General features: G+C 66.2%; 20 protein-coding genes and 1 pseudogene. 12 read left to right on the top strand and 9 right to left on the bottom strand.

Annotation, left to right across the window (positions count from 1 at the left end):
- Window positions 1-3: 3 nt before the first annotated feature.
- Together EPK82_RS03145 and EPK82_RS03140 are read right to left on the bottom strand one after the other, a co-directional pair.
- Entirely contained in the window at window positions 4-1,320 is a 1,317-nt protein-coding gene (locus tag EPK82_RS03145) for a bifunctional DedA family/phosphatase PAP2 family protein (protein WP_134675757.1), read from the bottom strand.
- On the bottom strand, window positions 1,317-2,033 hold the full coding sequence (locus EPK82_RS03140) for a DNA-3-methyladenine glycosylase (protein WP_134675756.1): 717 nt from the start codon (window positions 2,031-2,033) through the stop codon (window positions 1,317-1,319). Before EPK82_RS03140 ends, EPK82_RS03145 begins: the two co-directional genes overlap by 4 nt.
- Before the next feature lie 66 nt (window positions 2,034-2,099).
- Here EPK82_RS03140 and EPK82_RS03135 point away from each other — a divergent pair, with 66 nt between their 5' ends.
- A complete protein-coding gene (locus EPK82_RS03135; protein WP_134675755.1) occupies window positions 2,100-2,954 on the top strand; it encodes a class I SAM-dependent methyltransferase in 855 nt (284 codons plus the stop codon).
- Window positions 2,955-2,972: 18 nt separating this feature from the next.
- Here the strand turns inward: EPK82_RS03135 and EPK82_RS03130 are convergent, their stop codons facing one another.
- Window positions 2,973-4,202: an alpha/beta fold hydrolase gene (locus tag EPK82_RS03130; RefSeq protein ID WP_134675813.1), complete on the bottom strand. Its 1,230-nt coding sequence runs from the start codon at window positions 4,200-4,202 to the stop codon at window positions 2,973-2,975.
- A gap of 300 nt (window positions 4,203-4,502) precedes the next feature.
- On the opposite strand from EPK82_RS03130, the gene EPK82_RS03125 reads away from it, so the two are divergent.
- From EPK82_RS03125 to lipB, 11 genes are all read left to right on the top strand, one after another.
- Window positions 4,503-5,768, top strand: a complete 1,266-nt coding sequence (locus tag EPK82_RS03125; RefSeq protein ID WP_134675754.1) for a glutamate-5-semialdehyde dehydrogenase — start codon at window positions 4,503-4,505, stop codon at window positions 5,766-5,768.
- On the top strand, window positions 5,769-6,428 hold the full coding sequence (nadD, locus tag EPK82_RS03120; protein ID WP_037051567.1) for a nicotinate-nucleotide adenylyltransferase: 660 nt from the start codon (window positions 5,769-5,771) through the stop codon (window positions 6,426-6,428). It begins immediately after the preceding gene.
- 66 nt (window positions 6,429-6,494) lie between these two features.
- Window positions 6,495-6,848 carry a ribosome silencing factor gene (rsfS, locus tag EPK82_RS03115; protein WP_037051781.1) on the top strand — a complete coding sequence of 118 codons (354 nt, stop codon included), beginning with the start codon at window positions 6,495-6,497 and terminating at the stop codon, window positions 6,846-6,848.
- Window positions 6,848-7,315: a 23S rRNA (pseudouridine(1915)-N(3))-methyltransferase RlmH gene (gene rlmH / locus EPK82_RS03110; RefSeq protein WP_013717179.1), complete on the top strand. Its 468-nt coding sequence runs from the start codon at window positions 6,848-6,850 to the stop codon at window positions 7,313-7,315. The genes rsfS and rlmH overlap by 1 nt, the downstream gene beginning before the upstream one ends.
- Window positions 7,316-7,328: 13 nt before the next feature.
- Window positions 7,329-9,230 carry a penicillin-binding protein 2 gene (gene mrdA / locus EPK82_RS03105; protein ID WP_134675753.1) on the top strand — a complete coding sequence of 634 codons (1,902 nt, stop codon included), beginning with the start codon at window positions 7,329-7,331 and terminating at the stop codon, window positions 9,228-9,230.
- Entirely contained in the window at window positions 9,220-10,365 is a 1,146-nt protein-coding gene (rodA, locus tag EPK82_RS03100) for a rod shape-determining protein RodA (RefSeq protein WP_134675752.1), read from the top strand. Before mrdA ends, rodA begins: the two co-directional genes overlap by 11 nt.
- A gap of 17 nt (window positions 10,366-10,382) precedes the next feature.
- A complete protein-coding gene (gene mltB / locus EPK82_RS03095) occupies window positions 10,383-11,390 on the top strand; it encodes a lytic murein transglycosylase B (RefSeq protein ID WP_134675751.1) in 1,008 nt (335 codons plus the stop codon).
- Window positions 11,390-12,400: a septal ring lytic transglycosylase RlpA family protein gene (locus EPK82_RS03090; protein WP_080756950.1), complete on the top strand. Its 1,011-nt coding sequence runs from the start codon at window positions 11,390-11,392 to the stop codon at window positions 12,398-12,400. The genes mltB and EPK82_RS03090 overlap by 1 nt, the downstream gene beginning before the upstream one ends.
- 165 nt (window positions 12,401-12,565) lie before the next feature.
- Complete coding sequence (locus EPK82_RS03085; protein ID WP_037051576.1) at window positions 12,566-13,741, top strand: D-alanyl-D-alanine carboxypeptidase family protein; 1,176 nt, start codon at window positions 12,566-12,568, stop codon at window positions 13,739-13,741.
- A gap of 60 nt (window positions 13,742-13,801) precedes the next feature.
- A complete protein-coding gene (locus tag EPK82_RS03080) occupies window positions 13,802-14,080 on the top strand; it encodes a DUF493 domain-containing protein (protein ID WP_047584670.1) in 279 nt (92 codons plus the stop codon).
- Between the two features lie 5 nt (window positions 14,081-14,085).
- Window positions 14,086-14,706, top strand: coding sequence for a lipoyl(octanoyl) transferase LipB (gene lipB, locus EPK82_RS03075; protein WP_134675749.1), 621 nt, complete (start codon window positions 14,086-14,088; stop codon window positions 14,704-14,706).
- Window positions 14,707-14,766: 60 nt separating this feature from the next.
- Here the strand turns inward: lipB and lipA are convergent, their stop codons facing one another.
- The 6 genes and pseudogenes from lipA to leuS all read right to left on the bottom strand — a co-directional run bounded on the left by lipA (window position 14,767) and on the right by leuS (window position 21,903).
- Window positions 14,767-15,819: a lipoyl synthase gene (gene lipA, locus EPK82_RS03070; RefSeq protein ID WP_047584674.1), complete on the bottom strand. Its 1,053-nt coding sequence runs from the start codon at window positions 15,817-15,819 to the stop codon at window positions 14,767-14,769.
- 137 nt (window positions 15,820-15,956) lie between these two features.
- Entirely contained in the window at window positions 15,957-17,213 is a 1,257-nt protein-coding gene (locus EPK82_RS03065; RefSeq protein WP_134675748.1) for a lytic murein transglycosylase, read from the bottom strand.
- An 81-nt stretch (window positions 17,214-17,294) separates the two neighbouring features.
- A pseudogene (gene arfA / locus EPK82_RS03060) lies at window positions 17,295-17,441 on the bottom strand (alternative ribosome rescue factor ArfA); the annotation flags it as partial.
- Between the two features lie 96 nt (window positions 17,442-17,537).
- The gene (gene holA / locus EPK82_RS03055; RefSeq protein ID WP_037051587.1) at window positions 17,538-18,566 is read right to left on the bottom strand and encodes a DNA polymerase III subunit delta; all 1,029 of its coding nucleotides are present in this window, start codon (window positions 18,564-18,566) and stop codon (window positions 17,538-17,540) included.
- Between the two features lie 57 nt (window positions 18,567-18,623).
- Window positions 18,624-19,235, bottom strand: a complete 612-nt coding sequence (locus tag EPK82_RS03050; protein WP_134675747.1) for an LPS-assembly lipoprotein LptE — start codon at window positions 19,233-19,235, stop codon at window positions 18,624-18,626.
- 55 nt (window positions 19,236-19,290) lie between these two features.
- Window positions 19,291-21,903 carry a leucine--tRNA ligase gene (gene leuS / locus EPK82_RS03045; protein WP_134675746.1) on the bottom strand — a complete coding sequence of 871 codons (2,613 nt, stop codon included), beginning with the start codon at window positions 21,901-21,903 and terminating at the stop codon, window positions 19,291-19,293.
- Window positions 21,904-21,971: the final 68 nt, after the last annotated feature.

The following is a 21,971-nucleotide window of genomic DNA, read 5'->3' as shown; positions in this document are numbered from 1 at the left end:
ACCTCAGTAGGCGTAGCGCAGCAACGCCGTCGACAGTTGCCAGGTGGCCATGCCACCGAGTACCGCCAGGCAGGCTGGCAGCACGATCCACCACAGACGCGCCGGGAGTGCCGGCAGCGGCTGCTGGCGCTGGCACAGGGCCAGGCTGAGGCCGCAGACGGTCGAGGCCAGCAGGGCGCCGGCGATGATGTCGCTGGGCCAATGCACACCCAGGTAGACCCGTGACAAGGCGATCGCCACGGCCGGCAGACTGGCCACCACCAGCCAGGCGAGCCGCAGGCGCGCCGATTGGCTGCGCCCGGCCAGCACGCCGAGCACCAGGAAGAAGGCGAAGGCCGCCGAGCTGTGGCCGCTGGGGAAGCTGAAACTGGTCAGGGGTTCGCTCAGCACGTCGGGGCGGGCCCGGGCGAAACCATGCTTGAGCGCCGCGTTGCTCAGCGCCGTCAGCAGCAGGGTGGAGCCGGCGAACAGCAGGTGACGCCAGCGCCGCGCCAGCAACAGCAGGGCGCACAACACAATGGCGGCCGCCAGCTGGGTATGGAAGTCCCCCAGCCGTGTCAGGGTGCCGATCCACTTGTCCAGGTGCGCCTGGCGCTGGTCCTGGACCAGGCTCATCAGGCCCTGGTCCAGGGCATCCAGATGCGGCCAGCCGATGACCATGGCCAGCAGCAACAGCAGACTGAGGCCGCCGCCCAGCAGGCTGGCGCGTGGTTTCTCCGCCAGGCTGGCTTGAATCGTCGCCAGCAGGACCACGCCGATGCCGGCCAGCAGCAACGCGGCTTCGCTCCAGAAACCCTCGGCCATCGGCAGGCGCAGCGCGGCGCCGGTCGCCCAGCCCGGCAGCAGGTAGGCCACGGCCCAGCCAGCGGCGGCGACGAGGCTGACCAGCACGAAGCGCAGCAGCGGCATGTCGAGCATGCCGGCCACCATCGGCAACATCGGCCGCAGCGGGCCGATGAAGCGACCGACCAGCAGGCTGGCCACGCCATAGCGCTGGAAGTACAGCTCCGCGTGGAGGACCCATTGCGGGTGGCGGCGCAGGACCGGCAGGCGCCCGATGTTGTGCTTGAAGTGCCGGCCCAGCGTGTACGACAGCAGGTCGCCGCACACTGCGCCGGCATAGGCCAGCGCCAGCGTCTGCCACAGGCCGAGGACGCCGCTGCCCGCGAGCAGGGCGACGCTGAACAGCAGGACCACGCCGGGCAGGAGGATGCCGACCAGGGCCAGGCACTCGAGCAGGGCAATGAGGAAGATCGCCAGCCCCAGCCACTGCGGGTGGCCGCCCAGCCAGGTGGTCAGGTTGTCCAGCCAGGCGCTCATCGCTGCCCTTCCTCGGCGTTCAGCAGTCGATAGTCGCGGCCTTCGACCTGGCCCCGGCGCAACGGGTTGCGTGTGCAGTGGCGGGCAAAGGCGGCATCGACGAAGCGGTAGGGCAGGTGCTCGTCACGCCCCAGGGGGATGCCCAGGCGTGCGCACTGGATGATCGCCTGCGGACGTTCGCCGACATCCTCGACGAACAGCCGCAGGGGATCGAAACGCTGCGCATCCCACTCCGGCACCTTGAGGCCGAGCGTCTTGCACAGCAGGGTCTGTCCGGCGCAGAGGCGTTCGGGCGGGCGTGGCTGGCCGAGGCGGTCGGGGTTGTTGCGCTGCATAGTGGCGAGCGTCTGTGCGTCGCTGATGGCGTCGAACCAGGGGTGTGCGGACTTGATCAGCACGGCATTGCCAGGGCCGCAGGCGCTGAAGTTCAGCGAGTCGCCGCCACGGGCGTAGTACATGTAGATGTGCCCGCCGCCTTCGAACAGCGCCTTGCGCTTCTCGGTGTAGCCGAGCGAGGCGTGGCTGCCCTTGTCGACCAGGTAGTAGGCCTCGGTCTCGATGATGCGCGCACTCAGCCACTGCTCGCCGACGCGGTGACGGATCACCTTGCCGAGCAGTTCGCGAGCCAGCAACTGGGCGTCGCGGTCGAAGAAGGCAGCGGGCAGTGGCCGGGCGCCAGGCCAGGGCAAACTTAGGGTGGGTTCGGCGGGCATGATCTGTCGCAGGGACTCGTGGCGTTCTACTCTGGGGCCGCGAGCATAACAACAAGAGCCTTAAAAATGCCTGAACGTGTCCGCGCCAGCAGCGCCCATATCAGTCCCTCGGCGCATTACACCGGATACGTCTGGTATCGCCATCGCCTGGCCGATCCGGCCTTCGTCACGCCATTCGGGCGTTTCGTGCACAAGCTGCTGTGGCCGGTGACCTGGGGCGCGCGAGCCGGCTTCGGGCTGGATATCGAGGCCTTTCTGTTGCAGCGCCATCTGCAGATCGATGCACAGCTGACCGAGGCGATAGAGCGGCGGGGCGTGCGTCAGGTGGTGGAGATCGCCTGCGGACTTTCACCGCGTGGCCGGCGCTTCTGCTCGCGTTACCCAGAGTTGCAGTACCTCGAGGCGGACCTGCCGGCGATGGCGGCGCGCAAGCGCCTGTTGCTGCACGGTGAGGGCTGGCTGGATGGCCGGCATCAGGTGCGTGCGGTGGACATCCTGGCCGAGCGCGGCAGTCAGTCCCTGGCGGCGCTGCTAGCCAGTCTCGATCGCAGTCAGCCGGTGGTGGTGATCACCGAGGGTCTGGTCAACTACTTCCCGCTGGAGCTGATCGAAGGCTTCTGGAGCCGCCTGGCGACAGGGCTGAGCGATTTCCCCGAGGCCACCTATCTCACCGAGCTCTACCCGGACCTGCGTGAGCATCCGCGCTATCGCCAGTTGCGCTGGGGCGTCGAGCTGATCGGCCGGCTCACCCGGGGCAGCTACCCGCTGCATTACCGCGATCACGCCGAGATCGTCACGGGCTTCCAGCGCTGCGGCTTCGCCCGGGTACAGGTGCTCGATCCCAGTGCCGATGCCGGCAGCCTCGGCCTGCCGGCGGCACGCTTGCCAGGGCTGGTGCGGGTGATTCAGGCACAGGTGTAGGGAGGGCGCCTGCGCGAGTCAGGCGCAGGCGGCAGCAGGCTGTGGTGCGGGGTGGAAGCGTTCGGCCAGCGCCTGGCTGGCCGCGGCATCGCTATGCGCGAACACGAAAGCCAGGCCCTGCTCGTCGTGGCGCAGCGGTATCAGGTGCTGTTCAGGCAGGTCGCCGTGGCTCAGTCGCCAGCCCCGCTGCGGCAGGTCGACGGGCAGGTCGCCCTGCAGGCGGCCGCCGAAGAAGCCCAGTTCGCTCAGCTCGATCGCCCAGCGCGGGCCATCGGCATGCTGCAGCTCCGCGTGCTGCTGGCGTGGCGTGCGGCGCGGCTCGCAGCGCTTCTCCAGGTTCAGCAGCTGGCCCGCGTGCAGGCGCGTGCTGCCGGGGCTGCGTGCCGGCAGCGGGCGTTCGCAGAGGAAGGGGCGATACAGGGCGGCGCAGGCTTCACGCCGTTCGAACTGGGCCAGGTGGTCGGCCTGGTGAATCACGGCGCACTCGGCCATGCCGCAGGCCGCAGCGAAGTGGGCGTGCTCCCAGGGCTGGGTGAAATGGTCATGCTCGCCGGCAAGCACCAGTGTCGGGCATTGCGGATGGCTGTCGAAGCCGCTGAAGGCCAGCAGGCGCAGGCTGTTCTGCCGATAACGCTCGACCTCCAGAGGCGAGAGGCGCTGGATCTGCCGCAGCAGCGCCTTGCGAAAGACCGGTGAAACACCGGTTTCCTGCAGGTGCAGAGGATTGAGCAGACCGGTCAGGGCGCCCTGGGCGAATTCGCCCAGGCGACCCTCTTCGAGCAGGGCCAGGCCTTCCTCCAGCATCCGCCGTGCACCCGGACGGCCGAAAGCGGTGATGCCGGCCAGCAACAGGCGGGCGCAACGCCGAGGGTGGCGGGCGGCGAACAGCGCGGCCAGCGCCGAGCCATAGGACAGGCCAACGGGCATCAAGGCCGGCAGTTGCAGCTGTTCGGCGAAAGCGGCGATCAGGTCGGCCAGCTGTTCCAGCTCCAGCTCGGGGGCCAGCTGCAGGTTGCCGCCCTGGCTGGGCAGGTCGAGCAGTATCACGGGATGTTCGCCGAGCAGCTCGTCCACCTCCGCGGCGAAGGAGCGAAAGCTCTGGAAGGCGCCACCCAGCAGGAGCACCGGCGCTCGCGTGTCGCGCTGGCGGGTCGAATAGGCCTGGTAGTGCAGGCGCCAGCCCGCGATCTCGATGACGTCGGGCGGGCTGGCCAGCAGGGTGGCGCTGTAGTCGGTGCGATAACGCAGCATGGGGGCACTCCAGTGGCTCTTGTTGTTCTTCTGGGGCGGCACTCGCGCCGCCTCGCCTGGGCTGGCAAACCTCGATTGCAAGGTAAACATCGGGGGGCGATTTGTTTACCCAACCTTCGGGCGGCGCCGTCTGCCGGGTGTCACCGTTGCACCGCCGGCACCCGTGCCCTGCGCTTGCGGGCGTTACCGCCGGGGCTGCGCGGACGAGCTGTCTACCGCTTGCCAGACGCCGCTGGGCGTGGCCTCGCGAGCCCGCTATAATCAGCCCCTTTTTCCAACTGCCAGACCTCCGCCGCCATGACCGAGTCCGTGCACGCTTACATGACCCGCCTGGGCCAGGCCGCCCGCCAGGCATCCAGGGTGCTTGCCCGTGCCAGCACCGCGCAGAAGAATCGCGCGCTGCAGGCTGCCGCCAATGCCCTCGACGCCGCTCGCGCCGAACTGACCGCCGCCAACGAACTGGACCTGGCCGCCGCCCGTGCCAGTGGCCTGGAGCCGGCGATGGTCGATCGCCTGGCGCTCACCCCGAAGGTGATCGACAGCATGATCGAGGGCCTGCGCCAGGTCGCCACGCTGCCGGACCCGATCGGCGAGATCCAGGGTATGCGCTACCTGCCGTCGGGCATCCAGGTGGGCAAGATGCGCGTGCCGCTGGGCGTGATCGGCATCATCTACGAATCGCGGCCGAACGTGACCATCGATGCCGCCAGCCTGTGCCTGAAGTCCGGCAACGCCACCATCCTGCGCGGCGGCTCCGAGGCGATTCACTCCAACCAGGCGATTGCCCGCTGCATCCAGCAGGGTCTGGCCGAGGCCGAGCTGCCGGCGGCAGCCGTGCAGGTGGTGGAGACCACTGACCGTGCGGCGGTGGGTGAGCTGATCACCATGCCGGCGTTCGTCGACGTGATCGTGCCGCGTGGTGGCAAGGGCCTGATCGAGCGCATCAGCCGCGACGCCAAGGTGCCGGTGATCAAGCACCTGGACGGTGTCTGCCACGTCTATGTCGACATCGCCGCCGATCTCGACAAGGCCATCCGCGTCTGCGACAACGCCAAGACCCAGCGCTACTCGCCGTGCAACGCCATGGAGACCCTGCTGGTGCACGAGGGCATTGCTGCCCGTGTGCTGCCGCCGCTGGCCGCCATCTACCGCGACAAGGGCGTGGAGCTGCGTGGCGATGCCGCGACGCGTGCGCTGCTTGGCAGCGACGTGCTGGAGGCCAGCGAGGACGACTGGTTCGCCGAGTACAACGCGCCGATCCTGGCGATTCGCATCGTCGACTCGCTGGGCGCCGCGATCGAGCACATCAATCACTATGGCTCGCAGCACACCGACTCGATCATCACCGAGAACTTCAGCGATGCGCGGCGCTTCCTCACCGAGGTGGACTCCGCCTCGGTGATGATCAACGCCTCCACGCGTTTCGCCGATGGCTTCGAGTACGGCCTCGGTGCGGAGATCGGCATCTCCACCGACAAGCTGCACGCCCGTGGCCCGGTCGGCCTGGAAGGCCTGACCAGCGAGAAGTACGTGGTCTTCGGCGACGGACACATTCGCACATAAATGAACGGACTCGGCGCCCGACGTATCGGCCTGCTCGGCGGTACCTTCAACCCGGTGCACATCGGGCATCTGCGTGCGGCGCTGGAAGTGGCCGAATTCATGGCGCTGGACGAGCTGCGCTTGATTCCCAGTGCCAGGCCGCCGCATCGTGATACGCCACAGGCGACGGCGGAGCAGCGCCTGGCCATGGTCGAGCTGGCGGTGGCCGGCGAGACGCGGCTCAAGGTCGATGACCGCGAGCTGAAGCGCGACAAGCCGTCGTACACGGTGGACACGCTGGAGTCGGTACGGGCCGAGCTGGCGCCGAGCGATCAGCTGTTTCTGCTGCTGGGCTGGGACGCCTTCTGCAGCCTGCCCAGCTGGCACCGCTGGGAGGAGTTGCTGCTGCACAGCCACCTGCTGGTGCTGCAGCGCCCCGATGCCGACAGCGAGGCGCCGGAGGCGCTGCGCGATCTGCTGGCGGCGCGCAGTGTCAGCGACCCGCTGAGCCTGGAGGGCGCAGGCGGGCAAATCAGTTTCATCTGGCAGACTCCGCTGGCGATTTCCGCCACGCAGATCCGCCACTTGTTGGCAACCGGCCGTTCCGCGCGTTTTCTCTTGCCGGATGCGGTACTGGCCTATATCCAGGCGCACGATCTGTACCGTGCGCCGCATGCTTGATACGCCGTGCACCTGCGCAGGCGTCCATTACACGAGGCAAACGAGTCATTTATGAGCAAGCAGAACATGCCCAGCGACGAGCTGGTCAAGATCGCCGTGGCGGCGCTGGAAGAGATCAAGGCGACCGACATCACCGTGATCGACGTCAAGGAAAAGACCAGCATCACCGATTTCATGGTGATCGCCAGCGGTAGCTCCAGCCGTCAGGTCAAGTCGCTGGTGGAGAACGTGCTGGAGAAGGTCAAGGAACAGGGCGTGCGCCCGATCGGCAGCGAGGGTCTGGACGGCGGCGAGTGGGCGCTGCTCGACCTGGGCGACATCGTCGTTCACGTCATGCTGCCGACCGCGCGTCAGTTCTACGATCTGGAGCGCCTGTGGCAGGGTGCCGAGCAGAGCCGCGCGCAGCATAGCGCCGAGTAATGCGGATCAAGCTGATCGCCGTCGGTTCGCGCATGCCGCGCTGGGTCGAGGAGGGCTGGCAGGAATACGTCAAGCGCCTGCCGGCCGAATTGCCGCTGGAGCTGGTGGAGATTCCGCTCAACACCCGTGGCAAGAACGCCGATGTCGCCCGCCTGATCCGTCAGGAGGGCGAGGCCATGCTGAGCAAGGTGCAGCCCGGCGAACGTATCGTCACGCTCGAGGTCCATGGCAAGCCGTGGAGCACCGAACAGCTGGCGGCGGAGCTGGATCGCTGGCGCCTCGATGCGCGCAACGTCAACCTCATGGTCGGTGGCCCCGAGGGCCTCGCCCCCGAGGTCTGCGCGCGCAGCGAGCAGCGCTGGTCGCTGTCGCCGTTGACCCTGCCGCATCCGCTGGTGCGTATCCTGCTCGGCGAGCAGATCTATCGGGCCTGGACCGTGCTGTCCGGCCACCCCTACCACAAATAGTCAGCCGTAACCGATGCCGCAGCCGATTCGCCTCAAGGATCACGAAAAGGACGCTCGCCTGGTCAAGCGCCGCGTGCTCGTCGGTGGTGCGGTCATCATCCTCCTGACCTGCGTGCTGGTCGTGCGCATGTACTACCTGCAGGTCGTGCAGTACGAGCATCACAGCACCCTGGCGGAAAACAACCGCATCCACGTTCAGCCCATTCCGCCGACCCGTGGCCTGATCTATGACCGCAACGGCGTGATCATCGCCGACAACCGGCCCAGCTTCAGCCTGACGGTGACCCGCGAGCGTGCTGGCGACTGGCTGCAGGTGCTGGATACGGTGGTCGAGGTGCTCGAACTGAGCGACGAGGACCGCGCGCTGTTCGAGCGTCGTGTGCGCCAGGGGCGGCGGCCGTTCGAGCCGGTGCCGATCCTGTTCGAGCTGAGCGAGGAGCAGATCGCGCGCGTGGCGGTCAACCAGTTCCGCCTGCCCGGGGTCGAGGTCGCCGCGCAGCTGGTGCGCCACTACCCCCTGCAGGAGCACTTCGCCCACTCGGTGGGGTACGTGGGGCGGATCAACGAGCAGGAACTCAAGCGCCTGGACCCGACCGAATATGCCGGTACCCACCATATCGGCAAGACCGGTATCGAGCGCTTCTACGAAGAGGAGCTGCACGGCGAGGTCGGCTACGAAGAGGTCGAGACCAATGCCCGTGGCCGCGTGCTGCGGGTGCTCAACCGTATCGACCCGAAGCCGGGCAAGGACATCGTCCTGAGCCTCGACTCGCGCCTGCAGGAAGCTGCCGAGAATGCCCTCGGCGGGCGTCGCGGGGCGGTGGTCGCGATCCAGCCGAAGACCGGCGAGGTCCTGGCGATGGTCAGCCAGCCGAGCTTCGACCCCAACCCCTTCGTCACCGGGATCAGCTTCAAGGCCTACGGCGAGTTGCGTGACTCCATCGACCAGCCGCTGTACAACCGGGTGTTGCGCGGCCTCTATCCGCCGGGCTCGACCATCAAGCCGATGGTCGCGGTGTCGGGGCTGGATGCCGGCGTGATCACGCCGACCACGCGGGTGTTCGACCCGGGCTTCTACCAGTTGCCCAACAACAGCCACAAGTACCGCAACTGGAACCGCAATGGCGACGGCTGGATCGATCTCAACCTGGCCATCGCCCGCTCCAACGACACCTACTTCTACGACCTGGCGCACAAGATGGGCATCGACCGTCTGCATGACTACATGAGCCGCTTCGGTATCGGTCAGCGTGTGGCGCTGGACATGTTCGAGGAAACCGCTGGCCTGATGCCGTCGCGCGACTGGAAGCGTGCGCGCTTCCGCCAGCCCTGGTATCCCGGCGAGACGCTGATCCTAGGCATCGGCCAGGGCTACATGCAGACCACGCCGCTGCAGCTGGCCCAGGCCACCACGCTGATGGCCACGCGTGGCAAGTGGATTCGCCCGCACCTGGCCAAGAGCATCGATGGACGGCAGCCGGTGGACCCCAATCCGATGCCGGATATCCAGCTGCGTGACCCCAAGTTCTGGGACTACAGCATTCATGGCATGGAAGAGGTGCTGCACGGCGCCCGGGGGACCGCGCGCAAGGTCGGCGACAGTGCCGTCTACCGCATCGCCGGCAAGAGCGGTACGGCGCAGGTGGTGGCGATCAAGCAGGGCGAGCGCTACGACCGCAACAAGATTCAGGAGCGCCATCGCGACCACGCCCTGTTCATCGGCTTCGCGCCGGTGGAGAACCCGCAGATCGCCGTCGCGGTGATGGTGGAGAACGGTGAGTCGGGTTCCGGTGTGGCCGCCCCCGTGCTCAAGCAGGTCATGGATGCCTGGTTGCTGGACCCGCAGACCGGCCAGCTCAAGGCCGAATTCGCATCGCCGCAGAGTGCTGAGGTCACAGTCAACGATGATCGGTAACTTCGACCGTACGCTTTCCGACGAGGACGTGCTGCGCCGCCGCGCCAGCTTGCTGCAGCGCCTGCATATCGATGGCTGGCTGTTGCTGTTGCTGCTGATCCTCGGTACCGGCAGCCTGTTCATCCTCTATTCGGCCAGCGGCAAGAACATCGACCTGCTGATCAAGCAGGCGTCCTCGTTCGGCATCGGCATGCTCGCCGTGGTGGTCATCGCCCAGTTCGACCCGCGCTTCATGGCGCGCTGGGTACCGCTGGCCTACGTGGTGGGCGTCGGCCTGCTGCTGGTGGTGGAACTGATGGGGCATACCGCGATGGGGGCCACGCGCTGGATCAACATCCCCGGGGTGATTCGCTTCCAGCCGTCGGAGCTGATGAAGATCATCATGCCGATGACCATCGCCTGGTACCTGGCGCGTCACAACCTGCCGCCGCGCTTCAAGCATCTGCTCGTCAGCCTGGCGATGATCGGCGTGCCGGTGGTTCTGATCGCCAAGCAGCCCGACCTCGGCACCTCGCTGCTGATCCTGGCCTCGGGTGCCTTCGTGGTGTTCATGGCCGGTCTGCAATGGCGCTGGATCATCGGCGCGGCAGCAGCGGTGGTGCCGATCGCGGTAGGCATGTGGTTCTTCGTCATGCACGACTACCAGAAGCGCCGCGTGCTGACCTTCCTCAATCCGGAGAGCGACCCGCTGGGCTCGGGCTGGAACATCATCCAGTCCAAGGCCGCCATCGGTTCCGGTGGCGTGCTGGGCAAGGGCTGGTTGCTGGGCACCCAGTCGCACCTGGATTTTTTGCCGGAAAGTCACACGGACTTTATCATTGCCGTGCTTGCCGAAGAGTTCGGTCTGGTGGGCGTCTGCATCCTGCTGCTGTTGTATCTGCTGCTGCTCGCGCGCGGCCTGGTGATCACCGCCCAGGCGCAGACGCTGTTCGGCAAGCTGCTGGCGGGGGCGCTGACCATGACCTTCTTCGTCTACGTATTCGTCAACATCGGCATGGTCAGTGGCTTGCTGCCGGTGGTTGGGGTGCCGCTGCCCTTCATTAGCTACGGCGGAACCCATCTGGTCACCTTGTTGTCAGGCTTCGGGATATTGATGGCGATTCACACGCATCGAAAGTGGATCGCTCAGGTTTGATTGGGAGTTTGGATTCAATGCATTCACTGCGCAGTTGGGCAGCTCGGACGTTCATCGGGGCCGGTATGGTAGGTCTGCTCGGCGCGACGTCTCAGGTGCTCGCGGCCGATTACGACGGCTCGCCCCAGGTGGCCGAGTTCATCGAGGAAATGACCCGCGATTATGGCTTCGCCGGGGAGCAACTGGTGAGCCTGTTCGCCGAGGTCGAGCGCAAGCAGGCGATCCTCGACGCGATCTCGCGGCCCGCCGAGAAGGTCAAGCCGTGGAAGGAATACCGGCCGATCTTCATCACCGACAAGCGCATCGCCCAGGGCGTGGCCTTCTGGAAGCAGAACCAGGCCGCGCTGGAGAAAGCCGAGGCCGAGTACGGGGTGCCGGCGCAGTTCATCGTCGCCATCATCGGCGTGGAAACCTTCTATGGCGGCAACACCGGCAACTGGCGGGTGATGGACGCGCTGTCGACCCTGGCCTTCGATTACCCGCCGCGTGCACCGTTCTTCCGCAAGGAGCTGCGCGAGTTCCTCATGCTGACCCGTGAGGAGCAGGTCGATCCGATCTCGCTGAAAGGTTCCTATGCCGGCGCGATGGGCCTGCCGCAGTTCATGCCGAGCAGCTTCCGCGCCTACGCGGTGGATTTCGATGGCGACGGCCATATCAACATCTGGAGCAATCCGACCGATGCCATCGGCAGCGTTGCCAGCTACTTCAAGCGCCATGGCTGGCAGGCCGGTGGCCAGGTGGCCAGCCGCGTCGAAGTCTCGGGTGAGCGCGTCGAGGAGGGCATGACCCAGGGGCTCGATCCGGTGAAGAACGTCGCCGAGCTGCGCGAGCTGGGCTGGACCAGCCAGGACGCGCTTGCCGAGGACGTACCGGTCACCGCATTTCGTCTGGAAGGCGCCGCAGGCGACGAATACTGGTTCGGTTTACCCAACTTCTACACCATCACCCGCTACAATCGCAGCGTGATGTACGCCATGGCGGTCAACCAACTGGCCGAGTTGCTGGTCGAAGCGCGGGGTAACTGATGAATCTGTCCAAACTGCTGCCACTGGCTGCGTGCATGAGCGCAGCCCTGTTGTTGGCCAGCTGTTCTTCCAATCGAGCGCCGCAGCCAGGCACCGCGCCGGGGCAATCGGCCGGCCTGTCCGGGCCGGACGACTTCAACCGTCCGCACAAGGACGGCGCGCCCTGGTGGGACGTCGACGTCTCGCGTATTCCCGATGCGATCCCCATGCCGCACTACGGCCCGGTCAAGGCGGCGCCCTATACGGTGTTCGGCAAGCAGTACTACCCGATCCAGGACGCGCGCCGCTACCAGGCCGTCGGTCCGGCATCCTGGTACGGCACCAAGTTCCATGGGCAGGCCACCGCCAACGGCGAGACCTACGACCTGTACGGCATGACCGCCGCGCACAAGACCCTGCCGCTGCCGAGCTACGTGCGCGTCACCAACCTGGAGAATGGCAAGAGCGTGATCCTGCGGGTCAACGACCGTGGACCGTTCTACTCCGACCGCATCATCGACCTGTCCTTTGCCGCGGCGAAGAAGCTCGGTTATGCCGAGAAAGGCACCGCGCGGGTCAAGGTCGAGGGGATCGACCCGCACGAGTGGTGGGCGCAGCAGGGCCGTCCGGTGCCGATGGTGCTGGCCAACAACCAGCCGGCCAAGGCCGCCGTCGCGCCAGCGCTGGCCAAGCCCGCTCCGGTCGTCGAACAGTACGCACCGCCTCCTGCGCAGCACGCAGCGGCCGTGGTGCCTGTGCAGATCGACGCAAAAAAAAACGATTCACTCGGAGCCTCTGGCCTGTATCTCCAGGTTGGAGCCTTCGCCAATCCGGACGCTGCGGAGCTGCTCAAGGACAAGCTGAGCCAGACCACCAGTGTGCCGGTGTTCATCAGCTCAGTGGTGCGCGACCAGCAGATTCTGCACCGGGTTCGCCTGGGGCCGATCAGCAACCAGGGCGAGGCTGAGCAGCTGCAGAGCAGCGTCCGGGTCGCCAACCTCGGCCAACCGACGCTGGTACGCGGCGACTGATTCGACCCCGCAGGGCCACGGCAGGCGCAAGCGCAATTCTTTCCGGGCCCAGGGGCACTAAACCGGCATTGGCCGGACTAACCCACGTGCTGTCATGATTGGCGGCCGGGGAAAGGCCCCTTCGGGGGCTGTTTCACAATCCACGCAACGATTTTCGAGAGACGGATGAACATCACCAGCTTCGCGCAACGTGCCTTTCTCCTCATGACCCTGTTGGTTTCGCCACTGGTCTGGGCCAGCCCGCAGGTCGTACCTGCACCGCCGCAACTGGCGGCCAGCGCCTATGTGCTGATGGATGCCGCCACCGGCCAGGTACTGGTGGGCGAGAACGGTGACCAGCGCCTGCCGCCCGCCAGCCTGACCAAACTGATGACCGCCTACATCGCCACCCTGGAAATTCGCAACGGCAAGATCGGCGAGAAGGACATGGTCACCATCAGCGAACACGCCTGGCGTACCGGTGGTGCCGGTTCGGGCGGTTCGACCATGTTCCTGCCGGTCAACAGCCAGGCCAGTGTCGACGACCTGCTGCACGGCATCATCATCCAGTCCGGCAACGACGCCAGCATCGCCCTGGCCGAGTACATCGCCGGCAGCGAAGATGCCTTCGCCGACATGATGAACGCCACCGCCGAGCGCCTCGGCATGAAGAACAGCCACTTCATGAACGCCACCGGCTTGCCGGACCCGCAGCACTACTCCAGTGCCCACGACATGGCGATCCTGGCCCGCGCGATCATCAACGAGGACGCTGACCATTATGCGATCTACTCGCAGAAGGAATTCCTCTGGAACAACATCAAGCAGCCCAACCGCAACCTGCTGCTGTGGCGCGACAAGACCGTCGACGGCCTGAAGACCGGCCACACCAACGAGGCCGGCTACTGCCTGGTGTCCTCCGCCGTGCGTGACGGTGCGCGCATGATCACCTCCGTGTTCGGCACCACCAGCGAGCAGGCGCGTGCCGCCGAAACCCAGAAGCTGCTGACCTATGGTTTCCGCTTCTTCGAGAGCCGCACCTTCTACCAGAAGGGCGCCGAGTTGGCCCAGGCCACCGTCTGGAAAGGCCAGGCCAGCCAGGTCAAGGCCGGTCTTGCCCAGGACCTGGCGCTGACCATGCCCAAGGGCCAGCTGGAGAAACTGCAAGCCAGCATGACCCTCAACCCGCAGCTGATCGCCCCGATCCAGCAGGGTGACGTGATCGGCAAGGTGGAGGTCAAGCTGGGTGACGAGGTCGTGCACAGCGCCGATCTGGTGGCTCTGCAATCGGTCGAGGAGGCTGGCCTGTTCGGTCGCCTGTGGGACAGCATCCGCCTGTTCTTCTTCGGCCTGTTCAACTGATAGCTCCGGCCGCCCCCATGGGCGGCCCTTTTCTGGACGGGCCGCGAGCCCGCTGATGCCATGACCGATACCGACGTTCAACCGCCAAAAATCGAATTCCCCTGCGAGCGCTACCCGATCAAGGTGATCGGCACCGCAGGCGATGGTTTCGCCGATCTGGTGATCGAGGTCATCCAGCGCCATGCCCCGGACCTGGATGCGTCCACCCTGGTGATGCGCGACAGCCGCAACGGCAATTTCCTCTCCGTGCAGGTGCTGATCACCGCGACCAGCGTCGAGCAGTTGCAGGCGATCCATGTCGACCTGCGTGCGACCGGCCGTGTGCACATGGTGCTCTGACCTCCATGCCTGAACTCGTTGTGCGTCACCTGGGGCTGGTCGAGTATCAGCCGACGCTGGAGGCCATGCGCCAGTTGACCCGTGAGCGCGATGAGCACACGGCGGATGAGATCTGGCTGCTGCAACATCCCCAGGTGTTCACCCAGGGCCAGGCCGGCAAGGCCGAGCATCTGCTGGCACCGGGGGATATCCCGGTGGTGCAGGTCGAGCGCGGCGGGCAGGTGACCTACCATGGTCCGGGGCAACTGGTCGCCTACCTGATGCTCGACCTGCGCCGCCTCGATCTGGGCGTGCGCGAGCTGGTCACGGCGATGGAGCAGAGCCTGGTCGAGCTGCTGGCCGGCTACGCCATCGAGGCCGCGCCCAAGGCCGATGCCCCGGGTGTCTACGTCGCCGGTGACAAGATCGCCTCACTGGGCCTGCGGGTCAGTCGTGGTTGTTCGTTCCACGGCCTGGCGCTGAACGTCGACATGGACATGGCGCCGTTCCTGCGCATCAACCCCTGTGGTTATGCCGGGTTGAAGATGGTGCAGATGCGCGATCTGCTGGCTACCCCGCCGGCGTTCGACGAGGTCGCGCAGCGACTGGAACAGGTGCTGCGCAAGCGCCTGGGCTACGCCGCGTAGCGCTCGGTCAGGCATGAAAAAGGGACGCCGCGGCGTCCCTTTTTCTTTCGTGTGGATCGCTCAGTTCAGATTGAGCGCCGGAATCAGGCTGCTGTCGACTTGCTGACCCGGTACCGGAACGGGAGCGGCCAGGCCCAGGTTGTTCTTCTCGAACACCCGGTCGGCGCGGTAGCTGGAGCGCACCAGCGGGCCGGCGGCGACTTCCATGAAGCCCTTCTCCAGGCCGATGTCGCGCAGGCGATTGAACTCCTCCGGGCTGACCCAGCGCTGCACCTTGAGGTGGTTGCGGGTCGGCTGCAGGTACTGGCCGAGGGTGAGGATGTCCACGCCGATGGCGCGCAGGTCGTCCATGGTTTCCAGCACTTCCTCGTCGGTCTCGCCCAGGCCGAGCATCAGGCTGGTCTTGGTCAGTACGTCCGGGCGGTGCTTCTTGGCGTGCTCGAGGACCTTGAGGGTCTTCTCGTAGCCGGCGCGCGGGTCACGCACCACGTGCGTCAGGCGTTTGACCGTCTCGACGTTCTGCGCGAACACTTCCAGGCCGGAATCCACGACGCGTTCGATCGCCTGGTGATCGCCATCGAAATCCGGCGTCAGGGCTTCGACCACCACCTGCGGGGTATTGGCCTTGATCGCCCGCACGCAGGCCGCGTAGTGACCGGCGCCGCCATCGTCGAGGTCGTCACGGTCCACCGACGTCAGGACGATGTAGCGCAGTGCCATGAGCTCGACCGACTTGGCCGTGTTCTGGGGTTCTTCCAGATCCAGCCAGCCGTTGGGGTTACCGGTATCCACCGCACAGAAGCGGCAGGCACGGGTGCACACCGAGCCCATCAGCATGATGGTGGCGGTGCCGTTGGACCAGCACTCGCCCATGTTCGGGCAGTGCGATTCCTGGCACACGGTGCTCAGGCGATGTTCGCCGACGTTGCGCTTGACCGCCTCGAAGCGGCTGCCGCCCGGCGCCTTGACCCGCAGCCACTTGGGCTTGGGCTCGAAGACCTGGGGTTCGGCCGAGGCACGGCGCTTCTGACCATCCTTGATCGCGGTGATGCCTTGGGCAGTGCGGAATTTTTCGCCACTGGCGACGGATTTGGGCGAGGAGGTATCGGACATCGGAAATCTGGGCTCCGGTAGAGGCTCCGTGGGGCGGGTGGCTTTTGGCCGCCCGCCAGTCTATCACAGAAGCTGTATGCAGACGCCGGGGCCGTCTGTCGACAAAGTGCCCTGTCGCGCCACGGCTGGCGCTGCGCTCAGCGTGCGCGCAGCTGTTGCAGCAGCTGGGTGTTGGGATAGCCGTCGGCCGGCCATTTCAGCTGCAGTTGCAGGGCACGAATCGCCTTGCGCGTGTTGGCGCCGATGATGCCGTCCGCCGGCCCCGGATCGAAACCGGCCTTGGCCAGCAGTTCCTGCAGCTCGATGCGTTCGCTGCGGCCGAGCTGGCGTTCGCCTCGGGGCCACTGTCCCTGGACGTCGCTGGGGCGCAGCAGGTTGTCCGCGAGCAGGCCGATGGCCAGGGCATAGGAGGTGGAGTTGTTGTACTTGAGAATGCTGCGGAAGTTGTCCAGCAGGAGGAACGCCGGGCCGCTGTGGCCGGCCGGCAGTTGCAGGCTGGCACGCGCGTTGGCGGCGGCACCGGTGGCCGACAGCGGGCGTACGCCCAGCTCGGCCCATTCGGCGAGGGTGCGGCGCTGCTCCGGATCGGCCAGGGCATAGTCGAAGCCGGCCGGCAGGTTGACCTCGAACCCCCAGGGCTGCCCGCGCTGCCAGCCGGAGGCCTGCAGGTAATGTGCGGCCGAGGCCAAGGCATCGGTCGAGGAGTTCCACAGGTCGCGCTTGCCGTCCTTGTCGAAGTCCACGGCGTGCTGGTTGTAGGTCGTCGGCATGAACTGGGTCTGGCCCATGGCGCCGGCCCAGGAGCCGATCATGCGCTCGCCGGAGATGTCGCCGTTCTGCAGGATCTGCAGGGCGGCCAGCAACTGGACGCGCCAGAAGCCCTGGCGTCGCCCGTCATAGGCCAGTGTCGCCAGGGAGCGGATCACGCTGTGGCTGCCGATATTGTTGCCGAAGTTGCTTTCCAGGCCCCAGATGGCCACCAGTATCCGCGCGTCGACACCGTACTGTTGCTCGATGCGCTGCAGGACCAGGTTGTGTTGCGCCAGCAGGACGCGGCCGCGACCGATGCGGCTCGAGGACACGGCGCCATCGAGATACTCCCACACCGGGCGGGTGAACTCCGGCTGGCTGCTGTCGGCCTTGAGTACCGCCGGGTCGGGGGTGATGTCCGCGAACACCCGGTCGAACAAGGCCGCATCGATGCCGGCGGCCAGTGCTTCGCTACGCAGTGCCTGGCGCCAGTCGGCGAAGCTCGGAACCAGGCTTTCGCTGCGGGTCTGAGCGGTGCTCGGGGTGAGGGCGGTCGGGAGATTTTCGGCTGGAGCCTGGGCGCAGGCGGCCAGTAGCAGGAGAGGAAGCAGGGCCAGGGCGCGACGTGGAAACTGGTGTGGCATGTCTATCTCAGGGCATATAGGCAGGCCGTTACCTTAGCATGCTCGGGCCGCAGGCTGGGCTATCCATGAGCTGAACAACCCCATAAAGCAAGAAGCCTCCCAATTCTGGGAGGCTTCGCGGCGGTAACTGCCTTTGCCCTTCAGCGGTCGCTCCTGACGGGAGCGGAACAGGGGCTGGGCGACGATGGATTTGGCCTTGTTCGGCCGTTTGCCGTTCTTCTTGCTCATGCTGTATTTCTCCTGACTCGTCTGCGCCGATGCAGACGGCGCGGACTATGCGCCGCTGTACAGAGAATGTCCAGATGAGGAGGGCGGTATCCCGGGTTACAGGCTCAGGCGCTGGCCAGCCAGTTGCAGGCTCAGCAGCGCCAGGTTGCTCCAGGGATCGCCGGGCGCCTGGCCCTTGATCTGCGCGTCGATCTGCTGGGCCTGTTGCAGCAGCAGGCCCCAGCGCTTGCTGCTGTGGCGCTGCAGGGCCTTGGAAACCAGTGGGCGGCGCTTGTCCCAGACCGGTGGGCGGGCGCTGGAGAAGGCCTTGTCCAGGGGAATGCCCTGGCTGTGCTGGTGGGCGATGCCGGCGAGCAGGCGTATCTCGCGAGCTAGCGCCCAGAGGATCACCGGGGGCTCGACGCCTTCGCCGCGCAGCCCTTCGAGCACGCGCAGGGCATGCGCGGCGTCACCGGCGAGTGCGCAGTCGATCAGGCCGAAGACGTCGAAGCGCGCGCTGTCGGCGACGGCGGCCTGGACGGTTTCGGCGTCCACCTGGTTGCCTTCGGCAAGCAGTTTGAGCTTCTCGACTTCCTGTGCAGCCGCCAGCAGGTTGCCTTCCACCCGCGCGGCGATCATTTCCACCGCGTCGGCACTGGCGCTCAGCCCGGCCTGAGCCAGACGCTGGCGCACCCACTGCGGTAGCTGGTTGGCATCCACCGGCCAGATCTGGATGAACTGGCAGGCCTGGCCGTCGATCAGCGCCTTGGCCCATTTGCTTTTCTGCGTGCTGCCATCGAGCTTGGGCAGGCTCAGCAGCAGCACGGTATCTTCCGGTGGGCGGGCGAGGTATTCGAGCAGGGCTGAGGCGCCCTTGTCGCCGGGCTTGCCCGAGGGCAGGCGCAGCTCCAGCAGGCGCTTCTCCGCGAACAGGGACAGGCTGGCGCCAGCCTGCAGCAGGTTGCCCCAGTCGAAGTTGGCTTCGGCGTTGAACACCTGGCGTTCGCCAAAACCCTGCTGACGGCAAGCCTGGCGGATGGCGTCAGCAGCCTCCTGGCAGAGCAGCGGCTCGTCGCCACTGATCACGTAGACAGGGGCGAGTGAACCCTGCAGGTGTTTGCCGAGTTGGGCGGGGGCAAGCTTCATTGCACTGAGGTCATCGAGGCAGGAGGGCAGGGGGCTGCAGGCGCAGCCCCGGGGCCGTTACTGGGCCGGCAGTTCGATGGGCGATTGCTGCGGCGCGACCTGGCTTTCGCGGGCATTGCGCGCGGCTTCCAGCGCCTCGGCTTCTGCCTGGGCGCGGGCTTCGGCGGCCTGCTGCAGCTGGTCCAGCTGAGCCGGAGTGATCTGTTGCAGGCGCAGGCTGAGCTGCTGGATCAGCTCGCGGCGCAGCTCGTTGCGCAGTTGCAGGGCTTCCTGGTCCGAGCCGGTCAGGTTGTTGTCATCCTGCATGTAGTAGTTCTGCACTTCGACCTGATCGTTGCTGAGCAGCAGGTTGCGTGCGCCACGGATCTCATAGTCCAGTTTCATGGTCAGCTCGTACTCGGCGCTGCGGGCGCCGCCACTGAAGCTGGCCGTGCGACGATTCTCGGACTCTCTGACGAGAATCAGCTTGTAGGGCGCACCTGGGTGGACGTTGACGTCATTGTTCTCCAGAAGCTCGCGCAGTTCCTGCACGGTCTCGCCGTAGGCGTTGCGTGCGCTGACGTCGAGTTCCTTGAGGGCGAACTGAACGTCGCCAGTGCCGCGCAGCTGGAAGCCACATGCGCTGAGCAGGCCGGCCAGGCCGATGATCAGCAGATTCCGTTTCATCATTCTCATATCCCCTTGGCGGATCAGGGCGCCAGCCGAAGTCTGGCGCCGAGCTTAATCAGTTGGCGACGATGTTGACCAGCTTGCCCGGTACCACGATGACCTTGCGGATGCTCAGGCCTTCGGTGAAGCGCAGCACGTTCTCGTTGGCGCGGGCGGCGGCCTCGACCTCCTCGCGGCTGGCGCTGGCCGGCACCTCGATCTGTCCGCGCAGCTTGCCGTTGACCTGCACCACCAGGGTCAGGCTGTCCTGCACCAGGGCAGCCTCGTCGACCTGCGGCCACTGGGCATCGATCACCGCATCGCCGTGACCGAGACGCTGCCACAGCTCGTGGCTGATATGCGGGGTGATCGGCGCCAGCAGCAGGGTGACGACCTGCAGGCCTTCCTGCACCAGGGCACGATCCTGCTCGGTCGCGGTGGCAGCCTTTTCCAGCACGTTCATCAGGGTCATCACCTGGGCGACGGCGGTGTTGAACTTGTGGTGCTGGCCGATATCGTTGCTGGCCTGCTTGACCGCCAGGTGAATGGCGCGGCGCACGGCCTTCTGCTCGTCGCTCAGGGCGCTGATATCCAGCTGGCCCGGCAAACCGGCACTGACGTGGGCCTGGGCCAGGCGCCAGACGCGGCGCAGGAAGCGGTTGGCACCCTCGACACCGGCGTCCGACCACTCGCAGCTCTGGTCGGGCGGCGAGGCGAACATCATGAACAGGCGGCAGGTGTCGGCGCCGTACTGGTCGATCATGTCCTGCGGGTCGACACCGTTGTTCTTCGACTTGGACATCTTCTCGGTGCCGCCGATTTCCACCGGCAGGCCGTCGCTCTTCAGCTTGGCGCCGATGACCTTGGCCTTGGCGTCACGCTCGACCTCGACATCGGCCGGGTTGAACCAGTCCTTGCCGCCGTTTTCCAGGGTGCGGTAGTAGGTCTCGGCGACCACCATGCCCTGGGTCAGCAGGTTCTTGAACGGCTCGTTGGAGCTGACCAGGCCTTCGTCGCGCATCAGCTTGTGGAAGAAGCGCGCGTACAGCAGGTGGAGGATGGCGTGTTCGATACCGCCGATGTACTGATCCACCGGCAGCCAGTGATTGGCCGCGGCCGGGTCGACCATGCCGCCCTCGTAGTTCGGGCTGGCGTAGCGGGCGAAGTACCAGGAGCTTTCCACGAAGGTGTCCATGGTGTCGGTTTCGCGCTTGGCCGGCGCACCGCATTTCGGGCAGGTGCAGCTGTAGAACTCGGGCATCTTCGCCAAAGGCGAGCCGGCGCCGTCCGGTACCACGTCTTCGGGCAGCACGACGGGCAGCTGGTCTTCCGGCACCGGTACGTCACCGCAGGTGTCGCAGTGGATGATCGGGATTGGGCAGCCCCAGTAGCGCTGGCGGCTGATGCCCCAGTCGCGCAGGCGGAACTGGGTCTTGCGTGCACCGTGCGCGCTGGCTTCCAGGTCGCCGACGATGGCGTCGAAGGCGGCGCTGAAGTCCTTGCCGTCGTACTTGCCGGAGTTGATGGTGGTCAGGCCGGCCTTGTCGCCGTACCAGTCCTGCCAGGTGCTGGCGTCGTAGTCCTTGCCTTCGCCGGCGTACACCTGACGGATCGGCAGGTCGTACTTGTTGGCGAATTCGAAGTCGCGCTCGTCATGGGCCGGCACGGCCATGACCGCGCCTTCGCCATAGCCCCACAGCACGTAGTTGGCGACGAACACCGGCAGCTTGTCGCCGGTCAGCGGGTGGATGACGAACTGGCCGGTGGCCAGGCCCTTCTTCTCCATGGTGGCCATGTCGGCCTCGGCCACGGAGCCGGCCTTGCACTCGGCGATGAAGGCCTGCAGCTCGGCACTGTTCTCGGCGGCGCGCTGCGCCAGCGGGTGCTCGGCGGCCACGGCCACGTAGGTGGCGCCCATCAGGGTGTCGGGGCGGGTCGAGTAGACTTTCAGCTGGCCAGCGCTGCCGATGCTGTCGACGTCGTAGTCGAAGGCGATGTCGGCACCGAAGCTCTTGCCGATCCAGTTGCGCTGCATGGTCTTGACCTGCTCGGGCCAGCCATCGAGCTCATCCAGGCTGCTCAGCAGCTCTTCGGCGTAAGCGGTGATCTTGAAGTAGTACATCGGGATTTCGCGCTTCTCGATCAGCGCGCCCGAACGCCAGCCGCGGCCGTCGATGACCTGCTCGTTGGCCAGCACGGTCTGGTCGACCGGGTCCCAGTTGACGGTGCCGTTCTTGCGGTAGATCACGCCCTTCTCGAACAGGCGGGTGAACAGCCACTGCTCCCAGCGGTAGTAGTCCGGCTTGCAGGTGGTGACTTCGCGCGTCCAGTCGATGGCCAGGCCCAGCGACTTGAGCTGGGACTTCATGTAGGCGATGTTCTCGTAGGTCCATTTGGCCGGCGCCACCTGGTTCTTCATCGCGGCGTTTTCCGCCGGCATGCCGAAGGCGTCCCAGCCCATCGGCTGCAGCACGTTCTTGCCCTGCATGCGCTGGTAGCGGGCGATCACGTCACCGATGGTGTAGTTGCGCACGTGACCCATGTGTAGCTTGCCGCTGGGGTAAGGGAACATCGACAGGCAGTAGAAGGTGTCCTTGCCGGGCTGTTCGCTGACGACGAAGGAATTCTGCGCGTCCCAGTGGGACTGCGCGGCGGCTTCTATTTCACGGGGCGAGTACTGTTCGTGCATGGCTCTGGCGCTGAAGGAAAGGGACTTTCGGAAAACGTCGTAGCATACATGAGCGCCGTCTATCGAGG

The sequence above is a fragment of the Ectopseudomonas khazarica genome (assembly GCF_004521985.1).
GTDB classification, from domain to species: Bacteria; Pseudomonadota; Gammaproteobacteria; order Pseudomonadales; family Pseudomonadaceae; genus Aquipseudomonas; species Aquipseudomonas khazarica.
Note: the sequence above shows the minus strand (reverse complement) of the source record. Positions and strands in the feature narration are given on the sequence as shown.